This window comes from Pseudogemmobacter sonorensis (assembly GCF_042762395.1).
Classification (GTDB): Bacteria; Pseudomonadota; Alphaproteobacteria; order Rhodobacterales; family Rhodobacteraceae; genus Pseudogemmobacter; species Pseudogemmobacter sonorensis.
The window spans coordinates 1-25159 of the sequence record NZ_JBEFZE010000045.1; the positions used below are offsets into that span (position 1 = coordinate 1).

Sequence of the window (25159 nt, forward strand, 5' to 3'; positions counted from 1 at the left end):
CCTCTAAACGATTAACCTAAAGATCCCATAGCAAAACCGGGATCAATGGCCGCGGGGTGGAGCAGCCCGGTAGCTCGTCAGGCTCATAACCTGAAGGCCGCAGGTTCAAATCCTGCCCCCGCAACCAATTCCAGCATAAATCAATCGAAATCGAAGTGTGATCAGACGCTTAGGCCACCGAAAGGTGGCCTTTCTCGCTTTGGGTTGAGAGGACACGGTCATTGCGACCCTTGCTCCGGTCAATAACGGCCCGTTTTGATGGGATAGTGTAGCAAGAGGCGATAACCACCGCGCATCATTCTGATTGCATGGGCGACGAGGCGGCGGGCCTTATTCTTACGCGGATCGACTTCCCAATCTTCTTTCGTCCCGCGAAAGCCGAGCAGGACTTCAGCGATGGCGCGATAGCTCTCACCTCGCAAACGCGCATCGAGCGCTCGCAGGGAAAGAATATGCCATTGGCGGAGTTGAGCGGGCATCACCCGGAAGTCTGGCCCCGGCGGGCGGCCCTCGACGGAGCGCCAGAACCGCCGCGCAGCATGCGCTCTCAGTTCGTAGAAGGTATCCAAGGGCAAGAACGAGCCATAGAGGGTTGTAGCGTCAGGAGCGGCACCGGGTAGCCACAATTGATGTGCGATGTCATCAGCGCGCCAGATGCCGTGCCAGCCATCGGCCGCGCGACGCAGGTCGAGGCCATCAAGATAGGCGAGCTTGATGGTCGGACCGCTCGCGTTGGTTATATGCGCGACAGGCAACAGAATGAAGGCGTTGGGATACACGCGCGGCGACCAGAGCGGATGTTGCAGATCGGCCGCCGTGTGAGGATCACATGGGAAAGAGCACCCCCCAGCGATTCGCAAATGATTCCAAGCGTGCTGCTTCCGGTTCCCTCATACCAGTAATTGCTTGGAAGTCGTGATGATAGTCCTCATGGCGACGAAGATACTCCCAAGCTAAACCAGCAGGAGGAAAGAATTTTGCATATCCGTAAGCCGCTTTCCCACCCCGACGCACTGGTAAGCCTCTAAATCACGACGGATGTAGTCACAGCGGCGCAACTGGCTTGCAGGTATTCCGCCAGAAACGGACCCGTCACCGAGTTGCTCTCTTCCATCATTCCGGCGGGACTTCCCTGATAGATGATCTTCCCTCCGCGTTTTCCAGCGCCGGGGCCCATTTCGATCACATGGTCGGCGGCCGCGATCATATCGAGATTGTGCTCGACCACGATGAGGGTCATGCCCTGATCGGCAAGGGAGTTGAACAGCCGTAGCAAGCGTTCCACATCCGCCATATGTAGCCCGGATGTAGGCTCATCAAACACATATATTCGTCCGGACAAGCCAAGTTCCGCCGCTAGTTTCAGCCTTTGCCTTTCGCCACCTGACAAAGTGGAGAGCCGCTGGCCGATCTGCATGTATCCGAGGCCGACCTGCTCCATGCGTGCTAGCCCATCCGCGATAGTTGCATCCCCATCGAACAGCCCCCGCACTTCTGGCGCGCACATGGTCATGACCTGATCAATGGAGTGTCCTTTGACATGGATAGAGCGGGCCTCGTCGCAATAGCCGGAACCGCCGCATGCCTCGCAAATGGCTTCGACCGAATCGAGGAATGCGAGATCAGTGCGAACCGCGCCTCGGCCCTTGCAGACAGGGCAGGCCCCGGCTGCATTCGTGCTGAACAGGCCGATAGGCTTACCGCTCTGGCGTGCGAATTTCCTGCGGATATCCTCAAGAATGCCGAGATAGCTTGCCGGTGTTGAACGCGACGAACCGCGAAGCTCGGCCTGATCGATCACCACCACATCTGAGCGAAGCCGTGGCAATATTCGGTTGGCGAGCGTCGATTTCCCGGAGCCTGCAACACCGGCGACCACGGTCATCACACCCAGAGGAATATCGACCGACAGATTGTGTACGTTGAACATCGACTGGTTGTCGATGCTGATACCGCCGGTTGGCGTGCGCGGTGTTTGGTTGAAGAGGCGCGGCTTGCGGAAGCCCCGCCCCGTTTCCGTTCCGGCCTGCCGTAGCCCCATGACCGGTCCCTGATAGACGACTTCGCCGCCGGCTTGCCCGGCCTGCGGTCCCATGTCGATCACATGATCGGCGATGGCAATCACATCGGGGTCGTGCTCGACCAGAAGAATGCTGTTTCCCTTGTCTCGCAACCGGACGAGCAATTCGCCGAGCTGGCGAGCATCGCGGGCGTGCAGGCCGACGCTCGGTTCATCGAAGATATAGGCGATATCTGCGAGGCTGCTACCGAGATGGCGGATCATCTTTATTCTCTGCGACTCGCCGCCGGAAAGGCCGGATGTTCCCCGATCCAAACTGAGATAATCGAGACCGATGTCGATCATGCTCTCGAGCTTTTCTGCCATGGACATGATGACCGGGCGCATTTCTGGTTCGATCACCCCATGCACGAAATCCAACAGGTCTCCCGCTTCCATCGCCGCACATTCGGCGATATTGCGTCCTGCGATCCGACAGGAAAGCACCGTGGGATTGAGGCGGCCGCCGCCACAGGCCGGGCATGGCCCGCTTGTCGTCACGCGCGACAATGCTTCGCGCTCGACCACCGAAAGATCGGCCTCGTCGCGCTCCAGAAACGACCGGCGCAGGCGTGGCAGAATGCCCTCATAGACGGTGCTTTTGGGCCAGCCCGGTTTGGGTGCGGTTACAGGTGTACCTTCCTCTACGGTCAGCCGTTTCCACTCCGCGTCGCTATAGTCAGCAAGCGGCTTTGCCGTGTCGAAGAAGCCCGACAGAGAATAGCGTTTCCAGCGCCACGAAGACGGCTCGAATCCGGGAAAGCGGACTGCGCCTTCGTCAAGCGAGCGTTCGCGGTCGAAAAGCGCATCTTCGTCAATCGTCCTGACCGTTCCTAACCCCTGACACGACAGGCACATCCCATCGGGATTGTTGAATGAGAAAAGACTAGATTCTCCGACATGCGGTTTTCCGATGCGTGAGAAGAGCAGGCGCAGGAGAGCATAAATCTCTGTGACCGTCCCGACCGTAGAGCGGGCGTTGCCGCCAATCCGGCGTTGATCAACGACAATCGACGCAGGTAGATTTTCGAGACGGTCGGCGTCCGGCTGACCGAGATGCGGTAGTCGGTTGCGAACAAAGGTCGAATAAGTTTCGGCTAATTGTCGCTGCGATTCGGCGGCTATGGTATCGAACAGAAGTGAAGATTTGCCGGAGCCTGAGACCCCGGTGAAGGCGACGATGCGACGTTTCGGGATGTCGACGGTAACGTTTTTTAGGTTGTTGGTTCTGGCGCGAACGATGCGCATAGGCTGATCATGCACGCTCTGGCACCCCCATCTGCAACCCCTCGACGGCTTTGCGGCAAAGTTCGATGAATATTGCTTGTTCCCCTGATGTCATGGCGGAGGCGACTAATCGCGCCGCCTCTTGTCGCTGCAAGGCGGCCCGCTCCATGAACGTCTTACCGTGATCGCTCAGTCTGGTCGTCTGGGCGCGGCGGTCAGAATCGTCCGATGCCTGTTCCACGAGGCCCAGATCCTTGAGCACCCGCAATGCCTTTGAAAGCTGTGTCCGGGAGACTCCCAAGCGCTCGCTCATGACCGATGGGCGCAACGCACCACTGACACGCAGCACTTCCAGCACATCATACTGTGCCCAAGTCACAGCTTCGGGCGTGAACCTGTTGCGGCGAGCAACCAGTTCACATTGCAGTAATGACAGGGATGCTTCCAGCTGAGGCGCAATGATTTCCATATAGAAACTATTAGACCTGAAGAGCGCAGCAATCAACATCATTTTTCCCAAAGATAATTCGTGATATGCAATCAATATCCGGGGGGCGCTAATGGCTTTGTGATAATTAGGTTCGGCATTGCGAAGAACAGAGTGATGGGGGTGAGATTCTGGAAATCTCTTTCCTTGATTGACTTTGCGCGGCTCTGCCACGCGATGGCGGGCGGCGCTGCGATATTTGAGGTCTCCGCGCCGCCCGCCATCATGCCCGATCCTGTTGCGGTTGTGACTGTTCCGCGTTGGCCTGTCCTTCCATCTCGAACGCCATCTTTCCCAGCTTTGTCCAGACACCACGAGCATGTTCGCCGTCTTCGCTATTCAGCTTTTCGGCGATCCAGACCATCGCCCCATAAATCACGGCGCGGTCATCGCTGGTCAGGTCCGCGATGCCCGCCTTGACGACGAGACCGCCGAGTTCGATGAGATGCCGGGTGCGTTTCCGGCGCTCGATCTGCCATGTCCGCATATCATGCCGCGCCCGTTGCACCTGATGCCGGTTGCGCGCCGCCCGGTTGCGTTGCAGTGCCGCTGTTGCCGTTGTCAGGCGCTTGCACAGATCGCCGCGATTTGCTGCGAAAGAACGCTGCCCCGCGCTTGGCCCATGCCTCCCTCCTTGCCGGATCCTTGGTTTCGGCCAGCGCGACCAGCGCACCGGCCAGTTCGTCGGGGGTGAGGCCGTCCGCCCCGGTGGCAATTACCAGTTCGCCCAGTTGCTGCACCTTGCGTGTTTTGAGTTCGCGCGCCTTGTCCTCAAGCGTCTTCAGTTCCGCGTCATAGTCTCGTGGCTTGCGCATTATCGTGTCCTTTCCCGGTGGCAAGTGATTGATGCGGTAAGGATAGTTGCGCAGGCGACAGAACGCAGTATTGTTGCCGGGACGGTGTGGCACGGCCCGGTCCGTCCCGAGATTTTTTCGAGGGAGGGCGCGCTTATACGTCGTTCCGACGTGCGCTTTGACGTGCTGATGATGGCCGCATGGCGATCTATCATCTTCACGTCAAGGTCATTGGCCGCAAAGCCGGAAGCAGCGCGGTAGCCTCTGCCGCCTACCGCTCGGCCTCGCGGATGCGCGACGAGCGCATCGACCGCGTGCAGGACTTTTCCGCCAAGCGCGGCGTTGTCCATTCCGAGGTCATGCTGCCGGATGGTGCGCCCGAGTATCTTGGCGACCGCGAACGGCTCTGGAACGATGTCGAGGCGTTCGAGGCGAGGCGCGACGCGCAGCTTGCGCGCGAGGTGGAGTTTTCCATTCCGCGCGAGATGACGCAGGCGCAGGGCATCGAACTGGCCCGCGACTTCGCGCAGGCAGAGTTTGTCGATCAGGGCATGATCGCCGATCTGAATGTGCATTGGGACATCGGCGAGGACGGGATGCCGAAGCCGCATGCCCATGTCATGCTGACCATGCGGTCGGTGGACGAGAACGGATTCGGCCCGAAGGTGCGGGACTGGAACCGCACCGAGATGGTCGAGCGGTGGCGCGAACGCTGGGCCGAGCATGTCAACGAACGGCTGGCCGAACTCGACATCGACGCCCGCATCGACCATCGCAGCCTTGAGGCGCAGGGCATCGGGTTGGAGCCGCAAAGCCAGATCGGCGCGCCCGCGCAACGCATCGAGGGCGAAGGGCTGGACGTAGCGGATCGCGCCGACATGCACCGGGAGATCGCCCGCAACAACGGCGACCGGATCATCGCCGATCCTTCGGTGGCGCTGGACGCGATAACGCATCAGCAATCCACCTTCACGCGGCGCGACATGGCGATGTTCGCGCATCGGCACAGCGATGGTATCGACCAGTTCAACGAGGTCATGGGAGCGATGCGCGGTTCGCCCGATCTGGTCGAGCTTGGACAGGACGGACGCGGCGAGGATCGGTTCACGACGCGCGACATGATCGAGACGGAGCAGCGCTTGCACCATGCCGCCGAGATGATGGCGGAACGGGAACGCCATGAGGTGAATGAACGGGACGGAGAGGAAGCCCTCGCCCGCGCCGAACAGCGCGGCCTTGTGCTGTCCGGCGAGCAAGCCGATGCGCTGGCGCATGTCACGGACGGGCGCGATCTTGGCATTGTCGTCGGTTACGCCGGGACGGGAAAGAGCGCCATGCTTGGCGTTGCGCGCGAGGCATGGGAGGCGTCAGGCTACGAGGTTCGCGGCGTTGCCCTGTCCGGCATCGCCGCCGAGAATCTGGAAAGCGGATCGGGCATCGCCTCGCGCACTATTGCCAGCATGGAACATGGCTGGAAGAATGGCCGCGACATGCTCACCAGCCGCGATGTGCTTGTCATCGACGAGGCGGGCATGGTCGGCACGCGGCAGATGGAACGGGTTCTGTCCCATGCGGCTCAGGCCGGGGCCAAGGTTGTGCTGGTCGGCGATCCGCAGCAGTTGCAATCCATCGAAGCAGGTGCGGCGTTCCGTTCCATTCATGACCGGCACGGCGGCGTCGAAATCCATGAAGTGCGCCGCCAGCGCGAGGACTGGCAGCGGGACGCCACCCGCGATCTGGCAAGCGGCAGGACCGGCAATGCGATCCATGCCTATGACGCGCACGACATGGTGCATGAGGCAGCGACGCGCGAGCAGGCGCGGGACGACCTGATCGACCGCTGGGACCGTCAGCGGCAGGCCGCGCCGGACTGCAGCAGGATCATCCTCACCCACACCAATGCCGAGGTGCGGGAACTCAACGAAGCCGCCCGCGACCGGATGCGGGAAGCTGGCGATCTTGGCGAGGACGTGCGCGTCAAGGTCGAGCGGGGAGAACGCAGTTTCGCCGCCGGGGATCGCGTCATGTTCCTTCAAAACGAACGCGGGATTGGCGTGAAGAACGGCACGCTCGGCACGGTCGAGGAAGTCAGCCAGCGATCCATGTCGGTTCGCACCGATGATGGGCGCGGCATCAGTTTTGACCTGAAAGACTATGACCGCATCGACCACGGCTATGCGGCGACCATCCACAAGGCGCAGGGCATGACAGCGGACCGCACGCATGTGCTGGCAACGCCCGGCATGGACGCCCACGGCAGCTATGTCGCCTTGTCCCGGCACCGCGACGGAATGGACCTGCATTATGGGCGCGACGACTTCGCCAGTCAGGACAATCTCATCAACACCCTGTCGCGCGACCGGGCTAAGGACATGGCGACGGATTACGATAAGCAGATCGACCCGGCGCAGGGTTATGCCGAGCGGCGCGGCATCACCTTCCGCGAGCGTGTTGCCGAGATCATGCGCAAGATCGTGCGGGAACGGATGCGCGATGCCGTCGATGGGATGCTGGACGGCCTGCACCGGCCCGGCAACGGAACGCTTGGCCCCGAGGCCGGGTCCGGGCCGGAAAGGGAAAAGGCCGGGAGGGCAGGGCCCGAGCGGCAGGCCGAGGCCGACCCGGAGGCAGTGTTGCGCCGCGTCCGCACCAAGGCGCTCATCCGTCATGCTCGCGCTGTCGATGTGATATTCACCGCAGACGACGCAGGCCGCAAGGCAAGCCCCGAGCAATGGGATGAACTTGTCAGTGCTCGCAAGGAATTTGCCGCGGTGCGCCCCTATGGCTGGCAGGATGCCGAAGCCGCCTACGGCAAGGACGGCAGCCTTGCCCGTGAGGCGGGCACCGGCCGGATCAGCCGCACCATTCGCGCCCTGCAACTGGAAACCGAAATCCGCACCGATCCGCAGCACCAGGCGGATCGCTTCGTGAAACGCTTCAATAAGCTCGACCGGGCCAGCGAGCGCAAGTATGCGGCGGGCGACTATTCCGGCTACAAAGCCGCGCGCAAGGAGATGGGCAACATGGCGATGAGCCTCGAACGCGATGCGCAGATGGAATCCCTGCTTGAAATCCGCAAGAGGCAGCTCGGCATCGACATGGATTTCGACTCAGGGATGAGGCTTGGCCGGCAACTCGCCCTCAGTCACGGCCTTGGCAGAGGCCGAGGCATCGGGTTGTAGGCCAGCCTACGGCATTGTTCTTTGGAACCGGTTTGCGAATGCGATGCAGATCGCCGCGAACATGAGGCAGCCGGCCAGAAGGAAGGTCAGCCGCATTCCGGCTTCGATGTCGGCAGGAGTCGCATGGGCGAAATCGTCGGTCCCGACGCCGAGCGCAAACGTCGCCGAATTGTCCTTAAAGAGATTGCTTGAGCAGGAAGCGCAGATCGTTTTGCGCTTCGCCGCGCGACATCCAATTCGCGCCCTCGGCAACAAGCAGCATCGGGGCCAACTGATCCAGAAGCGGCAAACCTGCCAGCATCGCTCTAACCATTTGCGGCGGAAAGCGGCCTATGGTCGCCAGAATCCAGTCCCTGCCATCATTTACCGTTTTGGCCGCCACCAGCAATCGCGCCAGAGCGTTTTCACTGCCGATGACCAGTAGCGCTTCGGAAGCTGCCGGAGCGGCTACTTCGTGACCGCCAACCAGCATAGTAATGAGGGCATCGATCACCACATCTGGCGTATCGCCGCCAAAGCCGGAGATCGCGTGATATGCCATGTTCTCTTCTGGATCGGCCACGAACGGAACCAGATCGGCGTATGCCTTCAAGCCAGCTTTCCCGAGCCCCCATATCGCCGCCTGGCGGCGCTCGTCACCTTGAAACTCCGCAGAGCCCGCAACGGCATTCAGCCGATCCCTGGCAAATTGCCCCTTCACCTCAGTCAGGATGAAGATGGCCTCCATGCTAAGCTGCTTGTTGTCATCACTGTGCAGGGTAGCAGCTACGAAATCCTGTCCCTTTGCTGATCCAAGGGCGGTTGCGGTGCCCGCAGCTTCCAGCGCTACACGCAATTCGCCCTCGTGATCCAGCAAGTCTTCAAGGGCTGGAAGAGCCGCTGCATGTAGATCAGGACGATGGAGTATCGCCTTAGCAGCGGAGAAACGATCAACATCGTTTGCGGAGGCAAGGCCGGGGAGCGGATTATAGGCGTTCGCGAGCGGCCCTTGTAGGTCCGCCAACTGTGCCGGAGTTCCCGCCAGCATGTCTGATCCGGCCTCAAAGCGCTCCCCCGGCGTGACGTAGGGGACCTTGCCGCTGAGCGTATACGTTTGCCGCCGTGGCGGGTTTCCATCACCTTCCATGGACACCACGAGCTTGCCGCCGTTTACCAGAAGAACTTCGCCAGGGCGTGATGGAACTATCGCAGGCCAGGTCCGGTCGCGCTCTGCGCCCTCCGAGGCAGATTTCGCAGGCCCCAGCTTCGAAGTGCCTACCGATGCCCGGAGGGTGTCGACGGTGAAGTAGACAGCTCCATCGGCAGGCACCGGCATACCATTATTGTCGGTACAAGCGATAAGCGCGATGATGTCGTGATCTCGGAGTCCTGCATCCCATGTCCGGTCCGGGTTATTCGGGGCGTCGCTCATCCTGATCTTGAGGTCACTCTTGGCGCGCACTTCGAAGCGCGTGCCTGTCCGCACGCACAACAGATCAGGCAGCCGCAGGCGCTTTACCTTCGTCGCCCAAATCTTGTTCGATGTGCAGTAACGTTCAAGTTCAATCGGCGCATAGCCCATACCGGACAATTCACCGATTACCTTGCGTGCGCCAAGTGCGCCCATCGTCAAGAATTTGAGAAAGCTCGTGTCAACCTTAAAGCCCATTCAGACCTCCCCGTCATCCGGGGCGGCGATAAGCTCAGTAGGATCAACTCCTAGCGCTACGGCGATGGCGAATAAGGTCTCAAGCGAGACATTCCTCTCCGCCCGCTCGACCGAGCTGATATATGTGCGATGCATCCCGGCACGGTCGGCGAGCGCTTCCTGAGATAATCCGGTCGAATTCCGGATACGGCGCACGTTTGCCGCCAATATTTTCTTCGGAGTTGTCGAGGGCACTGCTCGGTCGCTTTCTTTGTTGAAGCGACGCTATGAATGTGTCAACGATGAGTCTACAGACTCGGGGTTTCCCATCTGGCACTTTGTAGCACGATCAAAGCAGGCGGCAGGATAGACATGAGCGAGCAGACCATCTCACTACCCGAGGTGATGACCGTCCCCCGTACCGACCCGATCTATAACTGCCATGCCTACCTGACCAAGGTTCCGGTCGCGGCCATCACGCCTTTCATCGAGGCGTTCAGCAAGCCGGGCGATACCGTGGTCGATTTCTTCGCAGGCTCTGGCATGACGGGCCTCGCTGCCCACATGATAGGAAGGAAGGCACGCCTCAGCGACATCTCGGTCCTAGGGCAGCACATCGCGAATGGCTACATCGCAAAGGTGGACGCGGGTGCGTTCCGCAAGGCAGCGGAGCAATGCGTCGAGACAACACGCAAGGCCATCGGCGATCTCTACAAGACACGGCGCTCCTCGGATGACGCCGAGGCCGAGATGATTCGCACGGTATGGTCGTTCACCTATATCTGCCCATCTTGTGGCTCTGAGATGGTTTACTTCGAGCATCTCTCGCCGAGCGGCGCACAGCCTGACACTTGTCCCTCGTGTGAGCAGTCCTTCGTGCGCCGGAGTTGGAAGCGCAGCGCTGATGTGCCAGTCGAGGTCGTGGTGAGCGGTGAAAATGGCAGGCAGCTTACCCAGAGCATCGCCGAGATCGATCACGAGCGCATCCGTGCGGCGCAAGAAGATGGCAGGCTTGCCAGAGTGCCGAGCCATAGTATCGAAGCAGACCGTGAAATGTATAGCCGTTCCGCACTGGCGAAGGCTGGCCTGACCGAAACTAGTAAGTTTTTCTCACCCAGAAACGCCATAGTCCTCTTTGAGCTATGGAATGCTATTTCGAAGGTGGACGATTCGGCTATTCGTCAGAAGCTGCTCTTTGCCTTCACGGCCGTCCTGCCGCGCGCATCCCGCCGCTATCAGTGGAGCGCCAAGCGGCCCCTTAATGCGCAAAACCAAACCTACTACATCTCTCCCGTCTACTACGAATGGAACGTCTTTGAATTGTTTGGGCGGAAAATAGAAGCGGCAATCCGTGCGGACGATATCATTGATGGTAGAGAGGGACCGCTCTTGCCCGCCGCCTCGAAGCAGCGAGAGGTGAGCTATGATTTGGCTTCCGCTGATCGGCTTGAGCATCTGGGCGCCGCCAGCGTGGATTACATCTTCACCGACCCACCGTTTGGCAGCAATATTTTCTACAGCGATATGAGTCTGTTTCACGAAGCATGGCTCGGAAAAACGACCGACAACACCAGCGAAGCTGTTGTTCACACCACGGGCAAGCGCAAGAATGGTGCAGAACAGCGCTATCATGATCTTCTCCTTGGCGCTTTCAGGGAGGGCTATCGCGTCCTAAAGCCAGGCGGCAGGATGTCTGTCGTCTTCGGCAACAGCAGCGGGAGGGTTTGGGGGCTGGTGCAACGCGCACTGCGCGATGCTGGCTTCGCGGCAAAGCCCGTGCATGTTGCCATCCTCGATAAGGGGCAACGCTCTGTGAAAGGGCTGAACTCGGGTTCCGAGGGCGTCGTGACGGTCGATCTGATCATGACCGTCGAGAAGCCGGAAGCATCCACGGCCAAAGACGACTCGCGCGGCCTCTCCAATGGCGATACGCAGCATCTGATAAATGCTGCTATACAGGAGTTGCCGAGCATCGAGGCGAAGAACCCGAGCCACCTCTATGGCCGCATTCTGAGCAAAGCCATACAAGAGCATGTCGTCCTAGATGACCTCCACCTTGGCGACGTCCTTGTTGCTCTTCGCAAGGCCGGGCACACCATCGACCCGAAGACCGGCACTCTGAGGCTCGGAGCCTAGCGCTGGAACCGCGACCTCACTGCCCCCCATGAGCAGCGTTCTTAAGGGGCCAAGGCCTGCTACTCGTCGCGCCATGTGGATAGCTCCTACATCTAGTGATGAATGGGCTATAGTCATACAACCCAAGCTGCTAGGATGCCTCCACAAAGGACATGTCCCGAGGCCGAGTAAGCATGGATCAATCCGAACTTACAGCACTGGTGTGCTTCCGTCCCCAGAACTTCGCATGGTTTCTGGGCGCAGGCGCATCACGCTCCGCCGGGCTGCAAACCGCGACTGACCTTCTTTGGGACATGAAGCGGCAGTTTTACTGCCGCGAAGAAAATCAGGAGATTTCCCGTCAGGAGATGCAGGTCGACGCAATCAAAGCAAAGATTCAGGCTTTCGTGGAGTCAAAGGGGTTTCCCAAACTCTGGGATGATGAAGAGTACCCCGCATGTTTCCAAAAAATATTCGGTGACGACAGAGAGAGGCAGCGCAAGTACATCGCTGCCAAGCTCTCTGAGGATAATATCTCTCTGTCCGTTGGCCACCGCGTCCTCGGAGCCATGCTGGCGTCCGGTTTGACGCGAGCGGCTTTCACCACGAATTTCGACACCGTTATCGAGAAGGCTGTTGCGGAAGTTGCTGGCAGATCACTCGCCGCCTTCCATATCGAAGGTGCGAAATCAGCCAATGATGCGCTCAACAACGAAGAGTACCCGCTTTATTGCAAGATTCACGGCGACTTCCGGTACGATAGCATCAAAAACCTTCCGCAGGACCTGGCGGAACAGAATGCGCAGCTCTCACAATGCATGGTCAATGCCGCCAATCGGTTTGGCTTTGTGATCACCGGATACAGCGGGCGCGATGAGAGCGTCATAGGGCTTTTCAGGAGCGCGCTCGCTTCTGCTAACCCGTTCCCGCATGGCCTGTTCTGGACAGGCATGAAAGGAAGTCAGCCGATTGAGCCTGTGCAGGAACTACTCGACGAGGCGAAGGCGAAGGACGTAAAGGCGGCATATGTGCCCATCGAGACCTTCGACTCATTGCTATCGCGCATATGGAGAAATGTTGAAGGGAAACCAGCAGAGCTTGACCGAAAGGTCCGCAAGTCTGAAACATCTGATGTTCGCATTCCAATGCCTAAAGCAGGGACACAAGCGCCGCTGCTGCGTTTCAATGCCCTTCCCGTTAAAAGGTTGCCTTCACACTGCCTGCGTCTGAATTTTAGCAAGCCCATGGACTGGACCGCGCTACGCAGCGCGCAGAGCGAATCCGAGGGGCGCCTTGTCATCACCAAAGCAGCCGGGGTTTGGGCTTGGGGAGAGCGGAAGATTGCCCACGATCACTTTGGCTCCGCGCTAACATCCATTGATGATGTCGCACTATCCGATGATCTTTCTGGTTCAGAGACCCTGCATCTAAGGGGGTTCATCGCCGATGCACTTTCAAAGGCTCTATCCCGTGACAAGCCGCTACTCGCCCGAACCAATCGCTCCGGCTCTTGGCTGATCATCGACAGGCACAGCGATGACGCGGGAGCCGTTGCCCCGCTTCAAAGCATTGTCGGAAGGACCTCTGGGGTGATCCCAGGGCTTTTCACCGCGTCCACGCAAGATCATCCGGAGCAAGAGAAGGTGTATTGGTCCGAAGCTGCCCGCATTTCGCTTGAGGTCAGGGAAGGTCGAAACTGGCTTACAATCGATCCTGACATCTGGATATGGCCGTCACGGGCGCGGCGGGATGCTACTGATTTCCTCGATCGGCGCAGGGCTGATCGTTTCAATGATAAATACAACGCTCTCCTCAATGCCTGGATCGAAATATCGCTCGGGACGAATGAGCGTGCCGCCGAAGTTGACGTAAGTTCCTTTGAAAACGGAACCGAAAGCGAGAACCCATCTTTCACCATCGGAAGCCGCACAGCGTTTTCAAGGAGGCTTTCATGAGCGATGACAGTGAACTTGCCGGATACACTTACCTCCCAGAACCCGAGCTGATCTTTAACGGGGGACGGACTCATGTGCATCCTCTCATGGGCTTGGTCGTTCACGGCCCCTACGGCTTGAAGTTCGGAACATTGCCTTCGGTTCGGTTTGCGCTTGTTGCGCCGGAGAAGGAACTTGGAAAGCTGCACAGCTTGATAGGTGAACTCCAAACGAGCGCAACTCCGGTTGAAGCGAAGAATTACTACCCTGAGTATCCAGGTTTCGAGAATCTATTCCGGGCACCCATTGCGAAACTTGATGAGAGCTTGGTTATCAAGTTTCCCCAAGAGTTGGACGAGTTCGCCAAAAAACGCGCAAAGCCCGAGCTGGCGCAGGGGCTCTTTCGCTGCATATCAAGATTGTCATCCCTACGGAGTAACTTCGATGTCGCCCTCGTCTTGCTACCCAACGACTGGGCAGCGTGTTTTGAAGGGGAGAACTTCAATTTCCATGATTATCTCAAAGCTTACTGTGCTCCATCGGATATCCCGATACAAATTGTCCGCCAGACAAGCTTCAGCCGTAGGTGCCGTGCTAACGTCATGTGGGGTCTCAGCGTTGCGATCTATGCCAAGGCCGGGGGCGTTCCTTGGAAGCTGACAGGGTTGGCTCCTGATGAAGCATTCATCGGTATAAGCTACGCGATGAAGACGGACAAGAAGACAGGCACACAGTACAGCACTTGCTGTAGCCAGGTTTTTGATCCTGACGGGACGGGTTTCAAATTTGTAGCCTATGATACTAAGGATTTCACCGAGGACGCCAACAAGAACCCATATCTCTCCTATTATGAAATGCAGTCAGTTCTGACGCGGAGTCTTGAGATCTATCAGCGCGGTCATCTTGGCGCTGCACCAAAAAAGGTCACGATACACAAGAATACCCCGTTTACTGATGACGAAGTCCTTGGAGCCTTCGACAGCTTTCGATCCGACACGGAAGTTGAATTGGTCCAGATCGTGAAGGGAGTTGACTGGAAAGGCGTTCGCTTCGGCGACGGGTCGCCACCTTCGCCGCATCGCTACCCCATTCAGCGCGGGACGTATCTTCCGCTGAGCGGCAATGAAGCTCTCTTGTGGACGCAAGGTAGCGTTCAGGGGGTCCACGTCCAGAACCCTCGCTACAACGTCTATAAGGAAGGTGCTCTCAAGCCGACGCCGTCTCCGGTTCTCATCCGGCGGTTCTCGGGAGAAGGCGGCTGGCACGATACCTGTGCGGGCATACTCGGCCTCACCAAGATGGACTGGAACAACAACACCCTCTACAAGAAGCTCCCCGTCACACTGGTCTACTCCAAGGCCTTCGCGGACATCCTCCAGCAGAACCCCCAGATGGTCGACCGCATCTATGATTTCCGATGCTTCATGTAGAGCATAGACTTGCTCGAAGTGAGCAAATCCGGCATACTCTCAAATGCTTACGGGCAGACTTCCTGCTGCGCATCGCGGCAAATGACAACAATGGTAGGCAGGCTGCTTACCTCCAGGTTCCCTTGCGGTATTTCCGGCTTTCCGGTGTATCGCTTACGCTCGCATAAGAGTGCCCGTAAGCCCCCAACGCAGAGTACAGGCGTTTGAGATCATTAGATAAATTAAAGAAAGTGCAAAGCCTCACTGAACTGGCTAAGCTGCTTGGCTTCACTCCTAAGGGGGTCAGCTACGTTCTCTACAAGCTGGACCCGGCTAAGAAGTATCGCTCCTTCGAAATCCCGAAGAAATCAGGCGGCGTTCGCACGATAAACGCGCCGGAGCCGCAGCTCGCCTTGCTGCAAACCCGTCTTGCCGAGTTGCTCTATGCTTGTGTACACGAGCGAAAGCAGGAGAACGCACGGTTCTGGTTTGCTTCCCACGGCTTCCATCAGGGCCGCACCATCGTCTCCAACGCCGAGGTCCACAGGCGGCGGCGCTTCGTCTTCAATCTCGATCTCGAAGATTTCTTCGGCACCATAAATTTTGGGCGGGTGCGCGGCTTCTTCATTCGCGACGCGATGTTTCCACTGGAGCCCAAGGTCGCCACGATCATCGCGCAAATCGCGTGTCACGATAACGCGTTGCCGCAGGGAAGCCCCTGTTCTCCGGTGATTTCGAACCTGATTGGAAATATTCTGGACTCGCGGCTGCTGGCACTCGCCCGAAATACCCGCTGCACTTACACGCGCTATGCCGATGATCTGACTTTTTCGACCAACGAAAAGCTCTTCCCCACCGAAATTGCCGTGAATGTACATGGCGCTGATTGGGAGGTGGGCGCAAAGCTGAGGAAGACCATCGAAGGGACAGGATTTTCTATTAATCCGGTAAAGACCCGCATGTCTTTGCGTCAGTCCCGCCAGACCGTAACAGGACTAGTCGTGAACGCCAAGGCAAATATCAATCAGGACTACTACCGCGCGGCGCGGGCGATGTGTAATTTGCTTTTCCAGACGGGATACTATTTCCGCCCCGGTGATGATCCTGCGAATGCCACTGATAAGCTGGGCCCGCTAGAAGGCACGCTCTCGCACATTTATTTCGTCAAGGCGCGGCGTGATCGTCATCCGAGGATCAACAAGCTCGCAAAGGCCGCAGGAGAGTATCATCCGCCGCGCGCGCCGGAAGAGTTGTACCGAAAATTCCTGTTCTACAAGTATTTCGCCGCGCCCGCCGCGCCGCTGATCGTGACGGAGGGCGTGTCGGATATCACATACTTGCAATGTGCAATAAGAGCTTTGGTGAAGAAGTTCCCGCTGCTGGCTAGGGAAGTAGACGGCAAGGCCGTCCGGCTTGTGCATTTCCTGAAATCATCCGGCGCCTCGCGAGAGCTTTTAAACCTTGGACATGGCGCTGCCGGGCAAGGGGCATTGATTTCACAGTACGAGAACGCGCTCAAGAAATATAAGTACAAGCCTATGGCACATCCGGTCATTATCTTGTGCGATAATGATGATGGGCTCAAATCCGTTATCAAAAACGCCAAATCCAAGATTGGTAAGGCGGTATCTACTACGACGACCGATCCCTTTTATCATTTGGGACTCAATTTGTATCTGGTGAAAGTGCCGGAAGGCACGCCGCCGGTCGATAAGGATATTGAATCACTATTCGATCCGACTCTGCTCGCCACGGTGCTCGACGGCAAGAAATTCAATCCAAAGAAGGAACACGCGGACCACACCGAGTATGGCAAAGTTATTTTTGCCGAAGCGGTTGTCAGGGCAAATGCTGGAACCGTGGACTTTTCGGGGTTCGAGGGGCTTCTCACCAGAATTGAAGATGTTCTGAAACATTATGCTACTTTGTTGGCAGCAGTGGCGGTCCCGGCAGCAACGGCGGTGTCTGGCGCTCCGGCAGGACCTTAGTTCTGATTTACTCCAATCAGGCGCACCCCGCCTGGGCGGGGCCGGGCTGTCGGTAAACCCGAGCCTGTAGTCTCGGCCCAAGGCTTCCATCCCTTGCGCAGTTGTCGGGGCGCTTGAGGCGCCCCTTACGGACGAGCGCGACTCTATAGGAGCCGCGCGCTTCGTTTTGGTTTCCGGGGGCCTTCCGGCCCCATCCTCCGTCTAGACCCAAGTTCTTGCCAGGGCTGCGGGAGAAAGCATCGGAGCCGTGGCTCGGCTTCGCCTGCGCCCGCACCACCTGCCGATCCTTTCGATCTTGACGGCCTCCCCCCGCTCATCGGCGCGGGCCTAGTCCGGTTGCATGTGCAACCGACTATCCAAAAGGAGTAAAAAGACCATGAAAGCAGATGTTTATTAGAAAGTGACGCAACGGATCATTGCCGATCTGGAGCAAGGCGAGCTGTCTTGGCTTAAGCCGGTGGAACAGCGGGAATTTGGAAGGGAAGATCACCAAGCCCCTGCGGCACAACGGCATGCCCTATAACGGTACGAATTCAAGTCAACTTGAGGTCAAGCATGAAGTTTCTGGACATCGGAGACGTTTCCGCAAGGAGCGGAATAAGGCCCTCTGCGTTGCGCTATTACGAGGAAGTAGGCCTCATCGCCCCAGCTTCCCGGCACGGTTTGCGGCGGCAGTTTGCGCCGGAGGTTCTGTTGCAGCTCAAGCTGATCGCCATGGGGCAGTCGGCCGGCTTTTCGCTAACTGAGATTGCCGGCATGTTCGGCGCAAACGGCACACCGGATTTGCCGCGCGCGTTGTTGCATCGAAAGGCGGACGAGATCGACTGGAAGATTCGCGAACTGAAGGCGTTAAGCGACACGCTGCGCCATGTCGCGGATTGTCCAGCACGCTCGCACATGGAATGCGCCACGTTCAGGCGGTTCGTCGAGGTTGCAGGGAAACGAGGAGCAACGAAGAAAAGAACGCGAACCGTCAAGCGAGTGTAGGTTCCGGGGGCCGAAGGCAATCCCTCGTCGCCGACCGCAAGCAATCGTCCAGAATCCCGGCCGAATCAGGAGGCTGCCCGGCGCAGAACCCTCTTTCATCCATAGCATCGAATACGACATGGGTGGAGAATCGGGCCGAAGAACCATCCTATTTACCGCCGTTTCTGCGCTATAGCACTATGCCGTATAAATAACTGTTGCAAAACGATAAATCGTTTCCCTGGCTGGTCTCTGCAATCGTCAGAAACAACCAGTTGGAGGCAGCACAGCCATGCGCCAACCAGACCGCATCATCCGCATGAAGACCGTTCTCGCCCGCACCGGCCTGTCCCGGTCCACCATCTACCGCAAGATGAAAGAGGGCACCTTTCCGGCCCAGCTAAAGATCAGCGTGAACGGCGCGGGCTGGCATGAATCCGACATCAACCGCTGGGTTGCAAATCCCGCCGGGTGGCCGCCCCGCAACGAGTTCGATTTCCTCAATGACTTCTGACCGCAAGGGCAATGGCGGGAAGCAGAAACCGGCGAACGACAACCACGCGCCCGATGGACAGGATGCCGGTCGCAATCCCGATACGTCCGCGCGGGTGGATGCGGTGGTGCTGACCATCGCCCGGCTGATCGGCAGACAGATCGCGCGGGAGCATTTCGAGGCGTTGCAGGCCGCAAACGATAACCAGCCGCCAACGCCCCGGATGGATGCGCCGGAAGGCCGTTCCGGTGACGATGACGATCAATAGCAGCCGGGGTTCCGGTCTTCGCCATTGAATGATCGGGACGGAAATGTTATCTAGATCATAAATCTAGAAGGAGGCTGGCATGGCCTTGAGCATCAAGACCGAGGAAGCGGACCGGCTGGCGCGGGAACTGTCCCGCCTGACCGGCGAGACCATGACCGACGCCATCACGCAGGCCATGCGTGAGCGGCTGGAACGGCTGCGCGCCGAGCAGGAGGCGCAGCGCGACTATGTTTCGCGCATGAAGGCGTTCGTCCGTGAGCGTGCCAGCCGCTATGACCGCCGCCCGGTCACGAAACAGGAATGGGATGAGGCGGTCGGCGACACGTCCGAAGAGCTTGGCTTCTCCCGATGATGATTGTCGATGCGTCCGCCATCATTGCGATCATGTTCGAGGAGGCGGAAGCCTCTGACTGCATGGTCGCGCTACAGACAGGTGCTTCGCGCCTCATATCGGCGGTGAACTATGTCGAGGCGGGCACCGTCATGGCGGGCAGGATCAGGAACGGGGACCGGCACGAAGCGATTGCCGATCTGGATGCGTTTCTGGCCGATTTCCGTATCGCCATTGCCCCTACGGACGAGAGCCTTGCGCGTGCGGCGATGAAGGCGCGTCTGGACTACGGCAAAGGGTTCGGAACGCGCGGCGGGCTGAACTTCGGCGATTGCTTTGCCTATGCTCTCGCCAAACGGCATTCGGCCCCGCTTCTGTATGTCGGCGACGACTTTGCCCTGACCGATGTTCAATCCGCGTTGTCGCGGTAGGGGACCGCCAAGGATAAGAAAGGATCAAAGCCATGACCCGCACCGCCCTTTACGCCCGCTATTCCGACGACAAGCAGAGCGAGGCGTCCATCGAAGACCAGTTCCGGCTTTGCCGGGAACATGCGGGGCGGGAGCGGTGGCAGATCGTCGGTTCTTACGAGGATGCGGCCATATCCGGTGCCAGCACGATCCTGCGACCCGGTATCCAGCGGCTGATGCGCGATGCGCAGCATGGCAAGTTCAACATCCTCTTGGCCGAGGCGCTGGACCGGATCAGCCGCGATCAGGCGGACGTGGCGACGCTGTTCAAGCATCTGAAATTCGCGGGCGTCACCATCGTCACCTTGGCCGAGGGCGAGATCAGCGAGCTTCATGTCGGCCTCAAAGGCACGATGAATGCACTGTTCCTCAAAGACCTTGCCATGAAGACCCATCGTGGGCTGCGGGGCAGGGTGGAGAAGGGCAAGGCGGGCGGTGGTCTCTGCTATGGCTACAAGGTGGTGAAGAAGCTGGACGGAAATGGCGAGCCGATCCGGGGCGACCGCGAGATCGTGCCCGAGGAGGCTGAGATTGTCCAGCGCATCTTCCGCGAGTTCGCGTCGGGCAAGAGTCCCAAAGCCATCGCCGTCGATCTGAACCGCGATGGCGTTCCCGGCCCGCTTGGCCGGGCATGGGGCGACACCAGTATCCGGGGCCATGTCTCGCGCGGCACCGGCATCGTCAACAACGAGCTATATGTCGGCGTCCTTGTGTGGAACCGCCTGCGCTTCGTCAAAGACCCCTCCACCGGCAAGCGCGTGTCGCGCATCAACCCGCCCGAGAAGTGGATCAGGAGCGAGGTTCCGCATTTGCGTATTATTGATGACGAATTGTGGAACGCGGTTCGCGCGCGCCAGAGGGACATCGCCGTCCGGTTCGAGGCGACTGCCGAAGGTGTCAGGAAGGCGAAGGCTCGCAAGCTGTACGAGAAGAAGCGGCCCGTTTCCCTTCTTTCCGGCCTGCTGACCTGCGGTTGCTGTGGCGGCAAATATGGCCTCATCATGCGCGACCGCTACGGTTGCCTGAACCATCACCGGCGCGGCACCTGCGACAACAACAGGACCATCACCCGCGACAAGATCGAGGAACGGGTGCTGTCCGGTCTCAAGGACAGGCTGATCTCTGCCCGCGCCGTCGAGGAAACCGTGCGTGCCTTTGCGGAGGAAATGAACCGCCTGAACCGTGAGCGTCGGGCACAGGGTGAGCAGGACCGCAAGGCACTCGACAAGATAGAGAAGGCCATCGCCGGAATCATCGCGGCCATCGAGGACGGCATGTATCAGCCTTCGATGAAGGCGCGCATGGACGAGCTGGAGCGGCAGAAGGCGGAACTCATCGTCCGGCAGTTGCAGGCACCCGCCGACACGCCGGACGTGCATCCCAACATTGGGAACATCTATCGCAAGCGGGTAGAGCGGTTCACGGACACCCTGCACAACGATGACGATGGCCGTATCGCCGCCGAGGAACTGCGCTCGCTGATCGAGGAAGTCGTTCTCATGCCCGGCGAGAAGCGCGGCGAGGTTTATGCCAAGCTACGCGGCGAGTTGTTCGGCATTCTCGACTTTGTTGAAGCGGAACACCGGCAACGACCCGGAGAAGTTAGGACAAAGGTTGAAGCCAGCCCCCGCAACCAATTCCAACATAATTCGCTAGAAATCGAAGTGTGAACATGTGTTGCGCACCAAATTGCGATGTTTCATAGCTGCTGGAGATATTAGTGCCAAAGAGGAAAACGAGCGTTAACTGTCTCGATTTTCATGCAGCCTTGGATCAGCCATTATCGCAATCGAGCAGTCATCTATCGTCTTATGTAGGAACACCCCTTCAAGGTTGGCTTTGAGGGCGGTGTTCATCTGCCTTCTAGGACGAGAGGCCGTCCATTCGCACAGTCGCCTTACCGCAGGGGCGACAGCTTGATCTGCGCGCCTTAAGAGACTGACTGCCGCACCGTCGCTCGCCAAAAGAATTGACACAGGCGCCTCAAGCTTCGTCGCTGTTAGACGGAAGTGTTCAACTGCGTCGTGAGCTGTGAAAAAGTAGGTTTCGTTGGCAAATTCGCCATTGTCAGGCTGAGATGAAATCTCAACCGATTGAGCATCAACTAAAAAAGCGACGCCATCGCCAAGGTGACCAAGCAACATTCGGTCATCATCGGTAGCCGCAAAGATGAGAGTGCAAGCATAATCCTCTAGACTTCCACGACGCGAGAATCGATCCGAACTCAACTCCGTAGAGATCAAATTGAGAATATAGGAAGTAGCTTCCTTCCTGTCGCCACGCCACGTTTGCTCGAATAGTAGGTCGAAGTGAGCTAGAATGTGATCAACGACTACGCGTACGGTCTTACGCGCACCGGTTCCGGACAATCGCCGCGATCCCGCCCCATCCGCGAGAGCGATGCAAGATATGCCGTTCAGGCTCTTGCCAAATACCGCATCTTGGCAGGCGCCGCGTCGATCTTCCTTGTTTCGTCCCGCGACAGCGGCGAACGCAAGTTTCCTGCTCACACGCTAGCCCATGCGGATACGGGGTCGAGGTCCACCTTATTACCAGGCACAGACTGCGAAACGCGCGAAACCGACGCGCTTAGCCAGAGGAAGAACTTGCTGAATTCCAGTCCCTTCAGCATAAGTGGGGGGCGACCGCCGGAGAGCTTCGCAAGCTCGTTCATGTCAGCATCCTTGCCGATACCGATCGCGAACACTGCGAGCTTCTTGTCCCGCACAAGATCATCGACCAAGCGGCTAGACCGAGAAATATCGTCCGTTGGGGCACCGTCGGTCATGAGGACGAGCCAAGGCTGATAGTAATCTACGCCAGCGCGCTTGTACTCTTCTTTGCGAGTATTCAGAAGTTCTAGCGCCTTCTCTACTGCTTCGCCCATGGGGGTCATTCCACCGGCTTTCAAGGATGGGACTGTTTGGCTTGTTACCGCCGCGAAGTCGACGGGCATATCGACATACCCGCCAAAGGTTACAACCGCCACTTCCGCAGAATATTTGGCCACTTCATCCCGGAGCAGTTCGGTGAAGAAGGTATTGACGCCCTCTTGCAACTCGCTAATCGGCGAGCCGGTCATTGACGCGCTTGTATCGAGCACCAGGCACACCGGAAGACGCGCAGTTGGGTTCTCAACGAGTTCTTCTTGACGCAAAATTAGGTCATCATTCATGCTTCTTTCTCCGCTATCTAGGAATTTTGCCACCTAGCAAGCCAACGCCTACTACCGCGATCAAGATGACTGGGACGATCCACCATCCAACCATCAATCCCAGAACAAGGAGTACGGCCAAAAATGCGACGACCCACTTCCCTCCAGGCCCGCTCGCTGCCCTCTGCTTTGTGGCACTGGCCTGCGCGTGGCTGGACGTCCGAGAAGTATGAGCCCTCGGCATAGTATGTGGCTTATTTGTACCTCGTTTCGAGAAGGCTGACTGCCATCCCCCGCCTTGGGATGGAGGCCTTCTTTCAGTACTGTTGTTTGCCGCAGCCGAGGTTCGAGCCAAGCGCTCGAGTTCCATTGTGCGTAGGCAGTCGGGACATATCGGACTTTGCCCTTTTTCGTTCAACTCTGCGACTTTGTCACGAAACAACTCGAAGGACTTTCCGCAGCCCCGCCGGGTGCAAGTAACCTTCACTCCTTGGCCCCTCGGCACCTTGAAGCCCGCAGGAAAGACATCGTTCGATAGATAACCCTTGGCGATATCGCCTTGGTATGCTCGAAGTGCATCGAGCCATTCGGAGATCGTGATGCGTTGATTTTCTCTGAACGCCTTGTGGAAAAGCTCTTTCAGCCTGTACGGTAGATGGCTCCAGATGTATCGCCACGGGCCAGGTGATACGTTCTTGCCCTTGTGCTCGCCGCCAAGAGGATAGGGAAAGTTGGCTTCAATTATGTTCTTCTCCGGAGATTCGCCTCCCTGTTGGGAGTAGGGTGTCTTTCCGGGCACAAGGATCATGAAGAGCATCGTCGCTATCGCGAAAAGCTCATCATCCTCGGTTCTGAGGACTGTCCTGAAGTTCTTGTGCTGAAGGTGAGGTGGGGAAAAGTTCACCGTTCCTACCGGGCAGGGAAAGCCCTCCACCTGAAAGCTGTCGGTGTCAACAATGAATACATTGGTTCCATCGCTGTCGACCAGTACGTTCATCGGGTTGATGTCACCGACGAGGACGTTTAGGACGTGCAAGTACTGCATATGCTCGAGAAACGAGAGGCAGACATTGACGAGATTTTCTCTTCGCCACTTGGGGAACCGTTGCGACAGGAGAGGTTTGACGAATACGGACTTCTGTAAAGGATGCCCCTGCGCTCGCTGCATCACATAGCCTACGGGAGAGCCGTCCGCAGCATAGACGAGCTTTTCTGGCCAGCAGATCCCATTGCGGGAGACGGTGCGCGACGCCATCAACTCGAGCTTCGCGATCCTATTGGCTGTAAGCTGGTCGCTGTGGTAAATTTTCGCAACGCGGTTGTCGCCTGTCAGTTCGAAAACCTGTCCCTCACCACCCGCGCCAATTTGACGAGCGAGCCTTACGGACGAGCCGGAGCGCCCAAGTGTAACTGTATCCCCTTCGCCGGGAATGGCTTGTGGCCGACGGGCTTGGTGCCTGTCGGGGGTAACGGAGGTTGCTATCCCAAAAGGTTGAACTGATGGTGGTGTTGGCACCAGAGCAGTCTTCTGGGCTCGCCTGTTCTTGGCTCGTGGCGCCCAAACGGTGGCGCGAATTCCATCGAGATCAGCAAGGGTTTTGTTGCCACCATCTTCGGTAACTAAGATCAGGTCGTAATCCTTTGCTACCTCACGTATCGTTGCGTCGTTATACGTATTTGCATCGTTGAAGGTATTTCTTTTCGCTTTGTAATGATTGCGTGTGAGCACGAATAGCGGGGCGCTATCAAATTCATACTTGTACAAGGTGTCGCCGTCGCGAAGTCCCTTGCCGCATGGTAGTGTATTTAGTTGTTTTGGAGTCTGGTGCTTTATTTTTCGAAATATTAGTTTGGCATTTTTAGCAGTGTCGATGTCGGAGTTCTTCTTGTTGTAGTCGATCTCGTCAAAAACGGTTTTTGTTACTACAGGAAAGCCAATCTTCGCAGCACGTACCACAACATCGGGATCAGAGAGAAGGACACAGGTGTCAATAATCGCACATTCTTTTGTCACAAGTGAGCCGTCCCCGAGTTCAATTGTCAGATGCTGTCCGTGCGGCGTTTCCTGAACATAGCACCATGCTCGACGCGTGAGCAAGGTATTGACTCCGGCCCATCCGCCTCGAACGCCATCTTTCCCAGCTTTCTCCATACACCTTGCGCGCGTTCGCCGTCCTCGCTTTTGAGCTTGTCGGCGATCCAGATCATCGCGCCATAGATCATGGCGCGGTCGTCGCCGGTCAGGTCCACGATGCCTGCCTTGACGACGAGTCCGCCGAGTTCGATCAGATGTCGGGTGCGCTTGCGGCGCTCGACCTGCCACGTCCGCATATCATGCCGCGCCCGCGCCGACTGATGCCGGTTGCGCGATGCCCGGTTGCGTCTGAGTGCTGTCAGCGTCGCGGTCAGGCGCTGGTGTAGATCGCCGCGACTTGCTGCGAAAGAACGCCGCCCCGCGCTTCGCCCATGCCTCCCTCTTTCCGGCATCGGTGGTTTCCGTCAGCGCGACGAGCGCACCGGCCAGTTCCTCGGCGGTGAGGCTGTCCGCGCCGGTGGCGATTACCAGTTCGCCAAGCTGTTGCACCTTGCGGGCTTTCAGTTCCCGCGCCTTGTCTTCCAGCGCCTTCAGTTCCGCATCATAGTCCCGTGGTTTGC

General features: G+C 58.2%; 24 protein-coding genes and 1 tRNA gene. 12 read left to right on the top strand and 13 right to left on the bottom strand.

Annotated features, from left to right (window positions below):
* Positions 1–50 precede the first annotated feature (50 nt).
* Positions 51–127, top strand: a tRNA-Met gene (locus tag ABNX41_RS20050).
* Between the two features lie 112 nt (positions 128–239).
* Here the strand turns inward: ABNX41_RS20050 and ABNX41_RS20055 are convergent.
* The 6 genes from ABNX41_RS20055 to ABNX41_RS20080 are packed head-to-tail and all read right to left on the bottom strand — an operon-like array spanning position 240 to position 4588.
* The gene (locus ABNX41_RS20055; protein ID WP_438671466.1) at positions 240–779 is read right to left on the bottom strand and encodes a DUF2285 domain-containing protein; all 540 of its coding nucleotides are present in this window, start codon (positions 777–779) and stop codon (positions 240–242) included.
* A 46-nt stretch (positions 780–825) separates the two neighbouring features.
* On the bottom strand, positions 826–1014 hold the full coding sequence (locus ABNX41_RS20060; protein ID WP_438671467.1) for a transcriptional regulator domain-containing protein: 189 nt from the start codon (positions 1012–1014) through the stop codon (positions 826–828).
* 10 nt (positions 1015–1024) lie between these two features.
* On the bottom strand, positions 1025–3307 hold the full coding sequence (locus ABNX41_RS20065) for an ATP-binding cassette domain-containing protein (RefSeq protein WP_438671468.1): 2283 nt from the start codon (positions 3305–3307) through the stop codon (positions 1025–1027).
* A gap of 7 nt (positions 3308–3314) precedes the next feature.
* Entirely contained in the window at positions 3315–3947 is a 633-nt protein-coding gene (locus ABNX41_RS20070; RefSeq protein ID WP_438671469.1) for a MarR family winged helix-turn-helix transcriptional regulator, read from the bottom strand.
* Positions 3948–3996: 49 nt separating this feature from the next.
* Positions 3997–4260, bottom strand: coding sequence for a conjugal transfer protein TraD (locus tag ABNX41_RS20075; RefSeq protein WP_438671470.1), 264 nt, complete (start codon positions 4258–4260; stop codon positions 3997–3999).
* A 1-nt stretch (position 4261) separates the two neighbouring features.
* A complete protein-coding gene (locus ABNX41_RS20080) occupies positions 4262–4588 on the bottom strand; it encodes a conjugal transfer protein TraD (protein WP_438671471.1) in 327 nt (108 codons plus the stop codon).
* 179 nt (positions 4589–4767) lie between these two features.
* Between ABNX41_RS20080 and traA the strand changes: the two genes are divergently transcribed.
* Positions 4768–7749, top strand: coding sequence for a Ti-type conjugative transfer relaxase TraA (gene traA / locus ABNX41_RS20085; RefSeq protein ID WP_438671472.1), 2982 nt, complete (start codon positions 4768–4770; stop codon positions 7747–7749).
* 175 nt (positions 7750–7924) lie between these two features.
* Here the strand turns inward: traA and ABNX41_RS20090 are convergent, their stop codons facing one another.
* Both ABNX41_RS20090 and ABNX41_RS20095 read right to left on the bottom strand, forming a co-directional pair.
* Positions 7925–9397 (bottom strand): HEAT repeat domain-containing protein, encoded by a 1473-nt coding sequence (locus tag ABNX41_RS20090; RefSeq protein ID WP_438671473.1) that lies wholly within the window; start codon positions 9395–9397, stop codon positions 7925–7927.
* A complete protein-coding gene (locus ABNX41_RS20095; RefSeq protein WP_438671474.1) occupies positions 9398–9631 on the bottom strand; it encodes a helix-turn-helix domain-containing protein in 234 nt (77 codons plus the stop codon).
* A 117-nt stretch (positions 9632–9748) separates the two neighbouring features.
* Here ABNX41_RS20095 and ABNX41_RS20100 point away from each other — a divergent pair, with 117 nt between their 5' ends.
* From ABNX41_RS20100 to ABNX41_RS20145, 10 genes are all read left to right on the top strand, one after another.
* Positions 9749–11512: a DNA methyltransferase gene (locus ABNX41_RS20100; protein WP_438671475.1), complete on the top strand. Its 1764-nt coding sequence runs from the start codon at positions 9749–9751 to the stop codon at positions 11510–11512.
* 173 nt (positions 11513–11685) lie between these two features.
* A complete protein-coding gene (locus tag ABNX41_RS20105; RefSeq protein ID WP_438671476.1) occupies positions 11686–13446 on the top strand; it encodes an SIR2 family protein in 1761 nt (586 codons plus the stop codon).
* A complete protein-coding gene (locus tag ABNX41_RS20110; RefSeq protein ID WP_438671477.1) occupies positions 13443–14855 on the top strand; it encodes an argonaute/piwi family protein in 1413 nt (470 codons plus the stop codon). Before ABNX41_RS20105 ends, ABNX41_RS20110 begins: the two co-directional genes overlap by 4 nt.
* Positions 14856–15058: 203 nt before the next feature.
* Entirely contained in the window at positions 15059–16822 is a 1764-nt protein-coding gene (locus ABNX41_RS20115) for a retron Ec67 family RNA-directed DNA polymerase/endonuclease (protein WP_438671478.1), read from the top strand.
* A gap of 555 nt (positions 16823–17377) precedes the next feature.
* Positions 17378–17809, top strand: coding sequence for a helix-turn-helix domain-containing protein (locus tag ABNX41_RS20120; RefSeq protein ID WP_438671479.1), 432 nt, complete (start codon positions 17378–17380; stop codon positions 17807–17809).
* 271 nt (positions 17810–18080) lie between these two features.
* Complete coding sequence (locus ABNX41_RS20125; protein WP_438671480.1) at positions 18081–18302, top strand: helix-turn-helix transcriptional regulator; 222 nt, start codon at positions 18081–18083, stop codon at positions 18300–18302.
* Entirely contained in the window at positions 18292–18549 is a 258-nt protein-coding gene (locus tag ABNX41_RS20130) for a hypothetical protein (RefSeq protein WP_438671481.1), read from the top strand. Before ABNX41_RS20125 ends, ABNX41_RS20130 begins: the two co-directional genes overlap by 11 nt.
* Before the next feature lie 79 nt (positions 18550–18628).
* Entirely contained in the window at positions 18629–18901 is a 273-nt protein-coding gene (locus ABNX41_RS20135) for a type II toxin-antitoxin system VapB family antitoxin (protein WP_438671482.1), read from the top strand.
* Positions 18898–19311: a type II toxin-antitoxin system VapC family toxin gene (locus ABNX41_RS20140; RefSeq protein WP_438671483.1), complete on the top strand. Its 414-nt coding sequence runs from the start codon at positions 18898–18900 to the stop codon at positions 19309–19311. The genes ABNX41_RS20135 and ABNX41_RS20140 overlap by 4 nt, the downstream gene beginning before the upstream one ends.
* Positions 19312–19343: 32 nt before the next feature.
* On the top strand, positions 19344–21020 hold the full coding sequence (locus ABNX41_RS20145; RefSeq protein WP_438671484.1) for a recombinase family protein: 1677 nt from the start codon (positions 19344–19346) through the stop codon (positions 21018–21020).
* Positions 21021–21092: 72 nt separating this feature from the next.
* Here ABNX41_RS20145 and ABNX41_RS20150 read toward each other — a convergent pair whose 3' ends face one another.
* The 5 genes from ABNX41_RS20150 to ABNX41_RS20170 all read right to left on the bottom strand — a co-directional run.
* Complete coding sequence (locus ABNX41_RS20150) at positions 21093–21860, bottom strand: PP2C family serine/threonine-protein phosphatase (protein ID WP_438671485.1); 768 nt, start codon at positions 21858–21860, stop codon at positions 21093–21095.
* Entirely contained in the window at positions 21857–22525 is a 669-nt protein-coding gene (locus ABNX41_RS20155) for a vWA domain-containing protein (protein WP_438671486.1), read from the bottom strand. The genes ABNX41_RS20150 and ABNX41_RS20155 overlap by 4 nt, the downstream gene beginning before the upstream one ends.
* Before the next feature lie 13 nt (positions 22526–22538).
* Complete coding sequence (locus ABNX41_RS20160; RefSeq protein ID WP_438671487.1) at positions 22539–24602, bottom strand: PIN domain-containing protein; 2064 nt, start codon at positions 24600–24602, stop codon at positions 22539–22541.
* Positions 24545–24835 (bottom strand): conjugal transfer protein TraD, encoded by a 291-nt coding sequence (locus tag ABNX41_RS20165; protein ID WP_438671488.1) that lies wholly within the window; start codon positions 24833–24835, stop codon positions 24545–24547. Before ABNX41_RS20165 ends, ABNX41_RS20160 begins: the two co-directional genes overlap by 58 nt.
* Position 24836: 1 nt before the next feature.
* On the bottom strand, positions 24837–25159 hold a 323-nt coding region (locus ABNX41_RS20170), incomplete at its 5' end, for a conjugal transfer protein TraD (RefSeq protein ID WP_438671489.1).

What these genes read in the sequence shown, in the direction of transcription:
- ABNX41_RS20100 (WP_438671475.1), top strand. Translation starts at nt 9,749, where the DNA reads ATGAGCGAGCAGACCATCTCACTACCCGAGGTGATGACCGTCCCCCGT.
- ABNX41_RS20110 (WP_438671477.1), top strand. Translation starts at nt 13,443, where the DNA reads ATGAGCGATGACAGTGAACTTGCCGGATACACTTACCTCCCAGAACCC.
- ABNX41_RS20065 (WP_438671468.1), bottom strand. Translation starts at nt 3,307, where the DNA reads ATGCGCATCGTTCGCGCCAGAACCAACAACCTAAAAAACGTTACCGTC.
- traA (WP_438671472.1), top strand. Translation starts at nt 4,768, where the DNA reads ATGGCGATCTATCATCTTCACGTCAAGGTCATTGGCCGCAAAGCCGGA.
- ABNX41_RS20165 (WP_438671488.1), bottom strand. Translation starts at nt 24,835, where the DNA reads ATGCGGACGTGGCAGGTCGAGCGCCGCAAGCGCACCCGACATCTGATC.
- ABNX41_RS20135 (WP_438671482.1), top strand. Translation starts at nt 18,629, where the DNA reads ATGGCCTTGAGCATCAAGACCGAGGAAGCGGACCGGCTGGCGCGGGAA.
- ABNX41_RS20130 (WP_438671481.1), top strand. Translation starts at nt 18,292, where the DNA reads ATGACTTCTGACCGCAAGGGCAATGGCGGGAAGCAGAAACCGGCGAAC.
- ABNX41_RS20090 (WP_438671473.1), bottom strand. Translation starts at nt 9,397, where the DNA reads ATGGGCTTTAAGGTTGACACGAGCTTTCTCAAATTCTTGACGATGGGC.
- ABNX41_RS20075 (WP_438671470.1), bottom strand. Translation starts at nt 4,260, where the DNA reads ATGCGGACATGGCAGATCGAGCGCCGGAAACGCACCCGGCATCTCATC.
- ABNX41_RS20105 (WP_438671476.1), top strand. Translation starts at nt 11,686, where the DNA reads ATGGATCAATCCGAACTTACAGCACTGGTGTGCTTCCGTCCCCAGAAC.
- ABNX41_RS20155 (WP_438671486.1), bottom strand. Translation starts at nt 22,525, where the DNA reads ATGAATGATGACCTAATTTTGCGTCAAGAAGAACTCGTTGAGAACCCA.
- ABNX41_RS20125 (WP_438671480.1), top strand. Translation starts at nt 18,081, where the DNA reads ATGCGCCAACCAGACCGCATCATCCGCATGAAGACCGTTCTCGCCCGC.
- ABNX41_RS20145 (WP_438671484.1), top strand. Translation starts at nt 19,344, where the DNA reads ATGACCCGCACCGCCCTTTACGCCCGCTATTCCGACGACAAGCAGAGC.
- ABNX41_RS20120 (WP_438671479.1), top strand. Translation starts at nt 17,378, where the DNA reads ATGAAGTTTCTGGACATCGGAGACGTTTCCGCAAGGAGCGGAATAAGG.
- ABNX41_RS20080 (WP_438671471.1), bottom strand. Translation starts at nt 4,588, where the DNA reads ATGCGCAAGCCACGAGACTATGACGCGGAACTGAAGACGCTTGAGGAC.
- ABNX41_RS20140 (WP_438671483.1), top strand. Translation starts at nt 18,898, where the DNA reads ATGATGATTGTCGATGCGTCCGCCATCATTGCGATCATGTTCGAGGAG.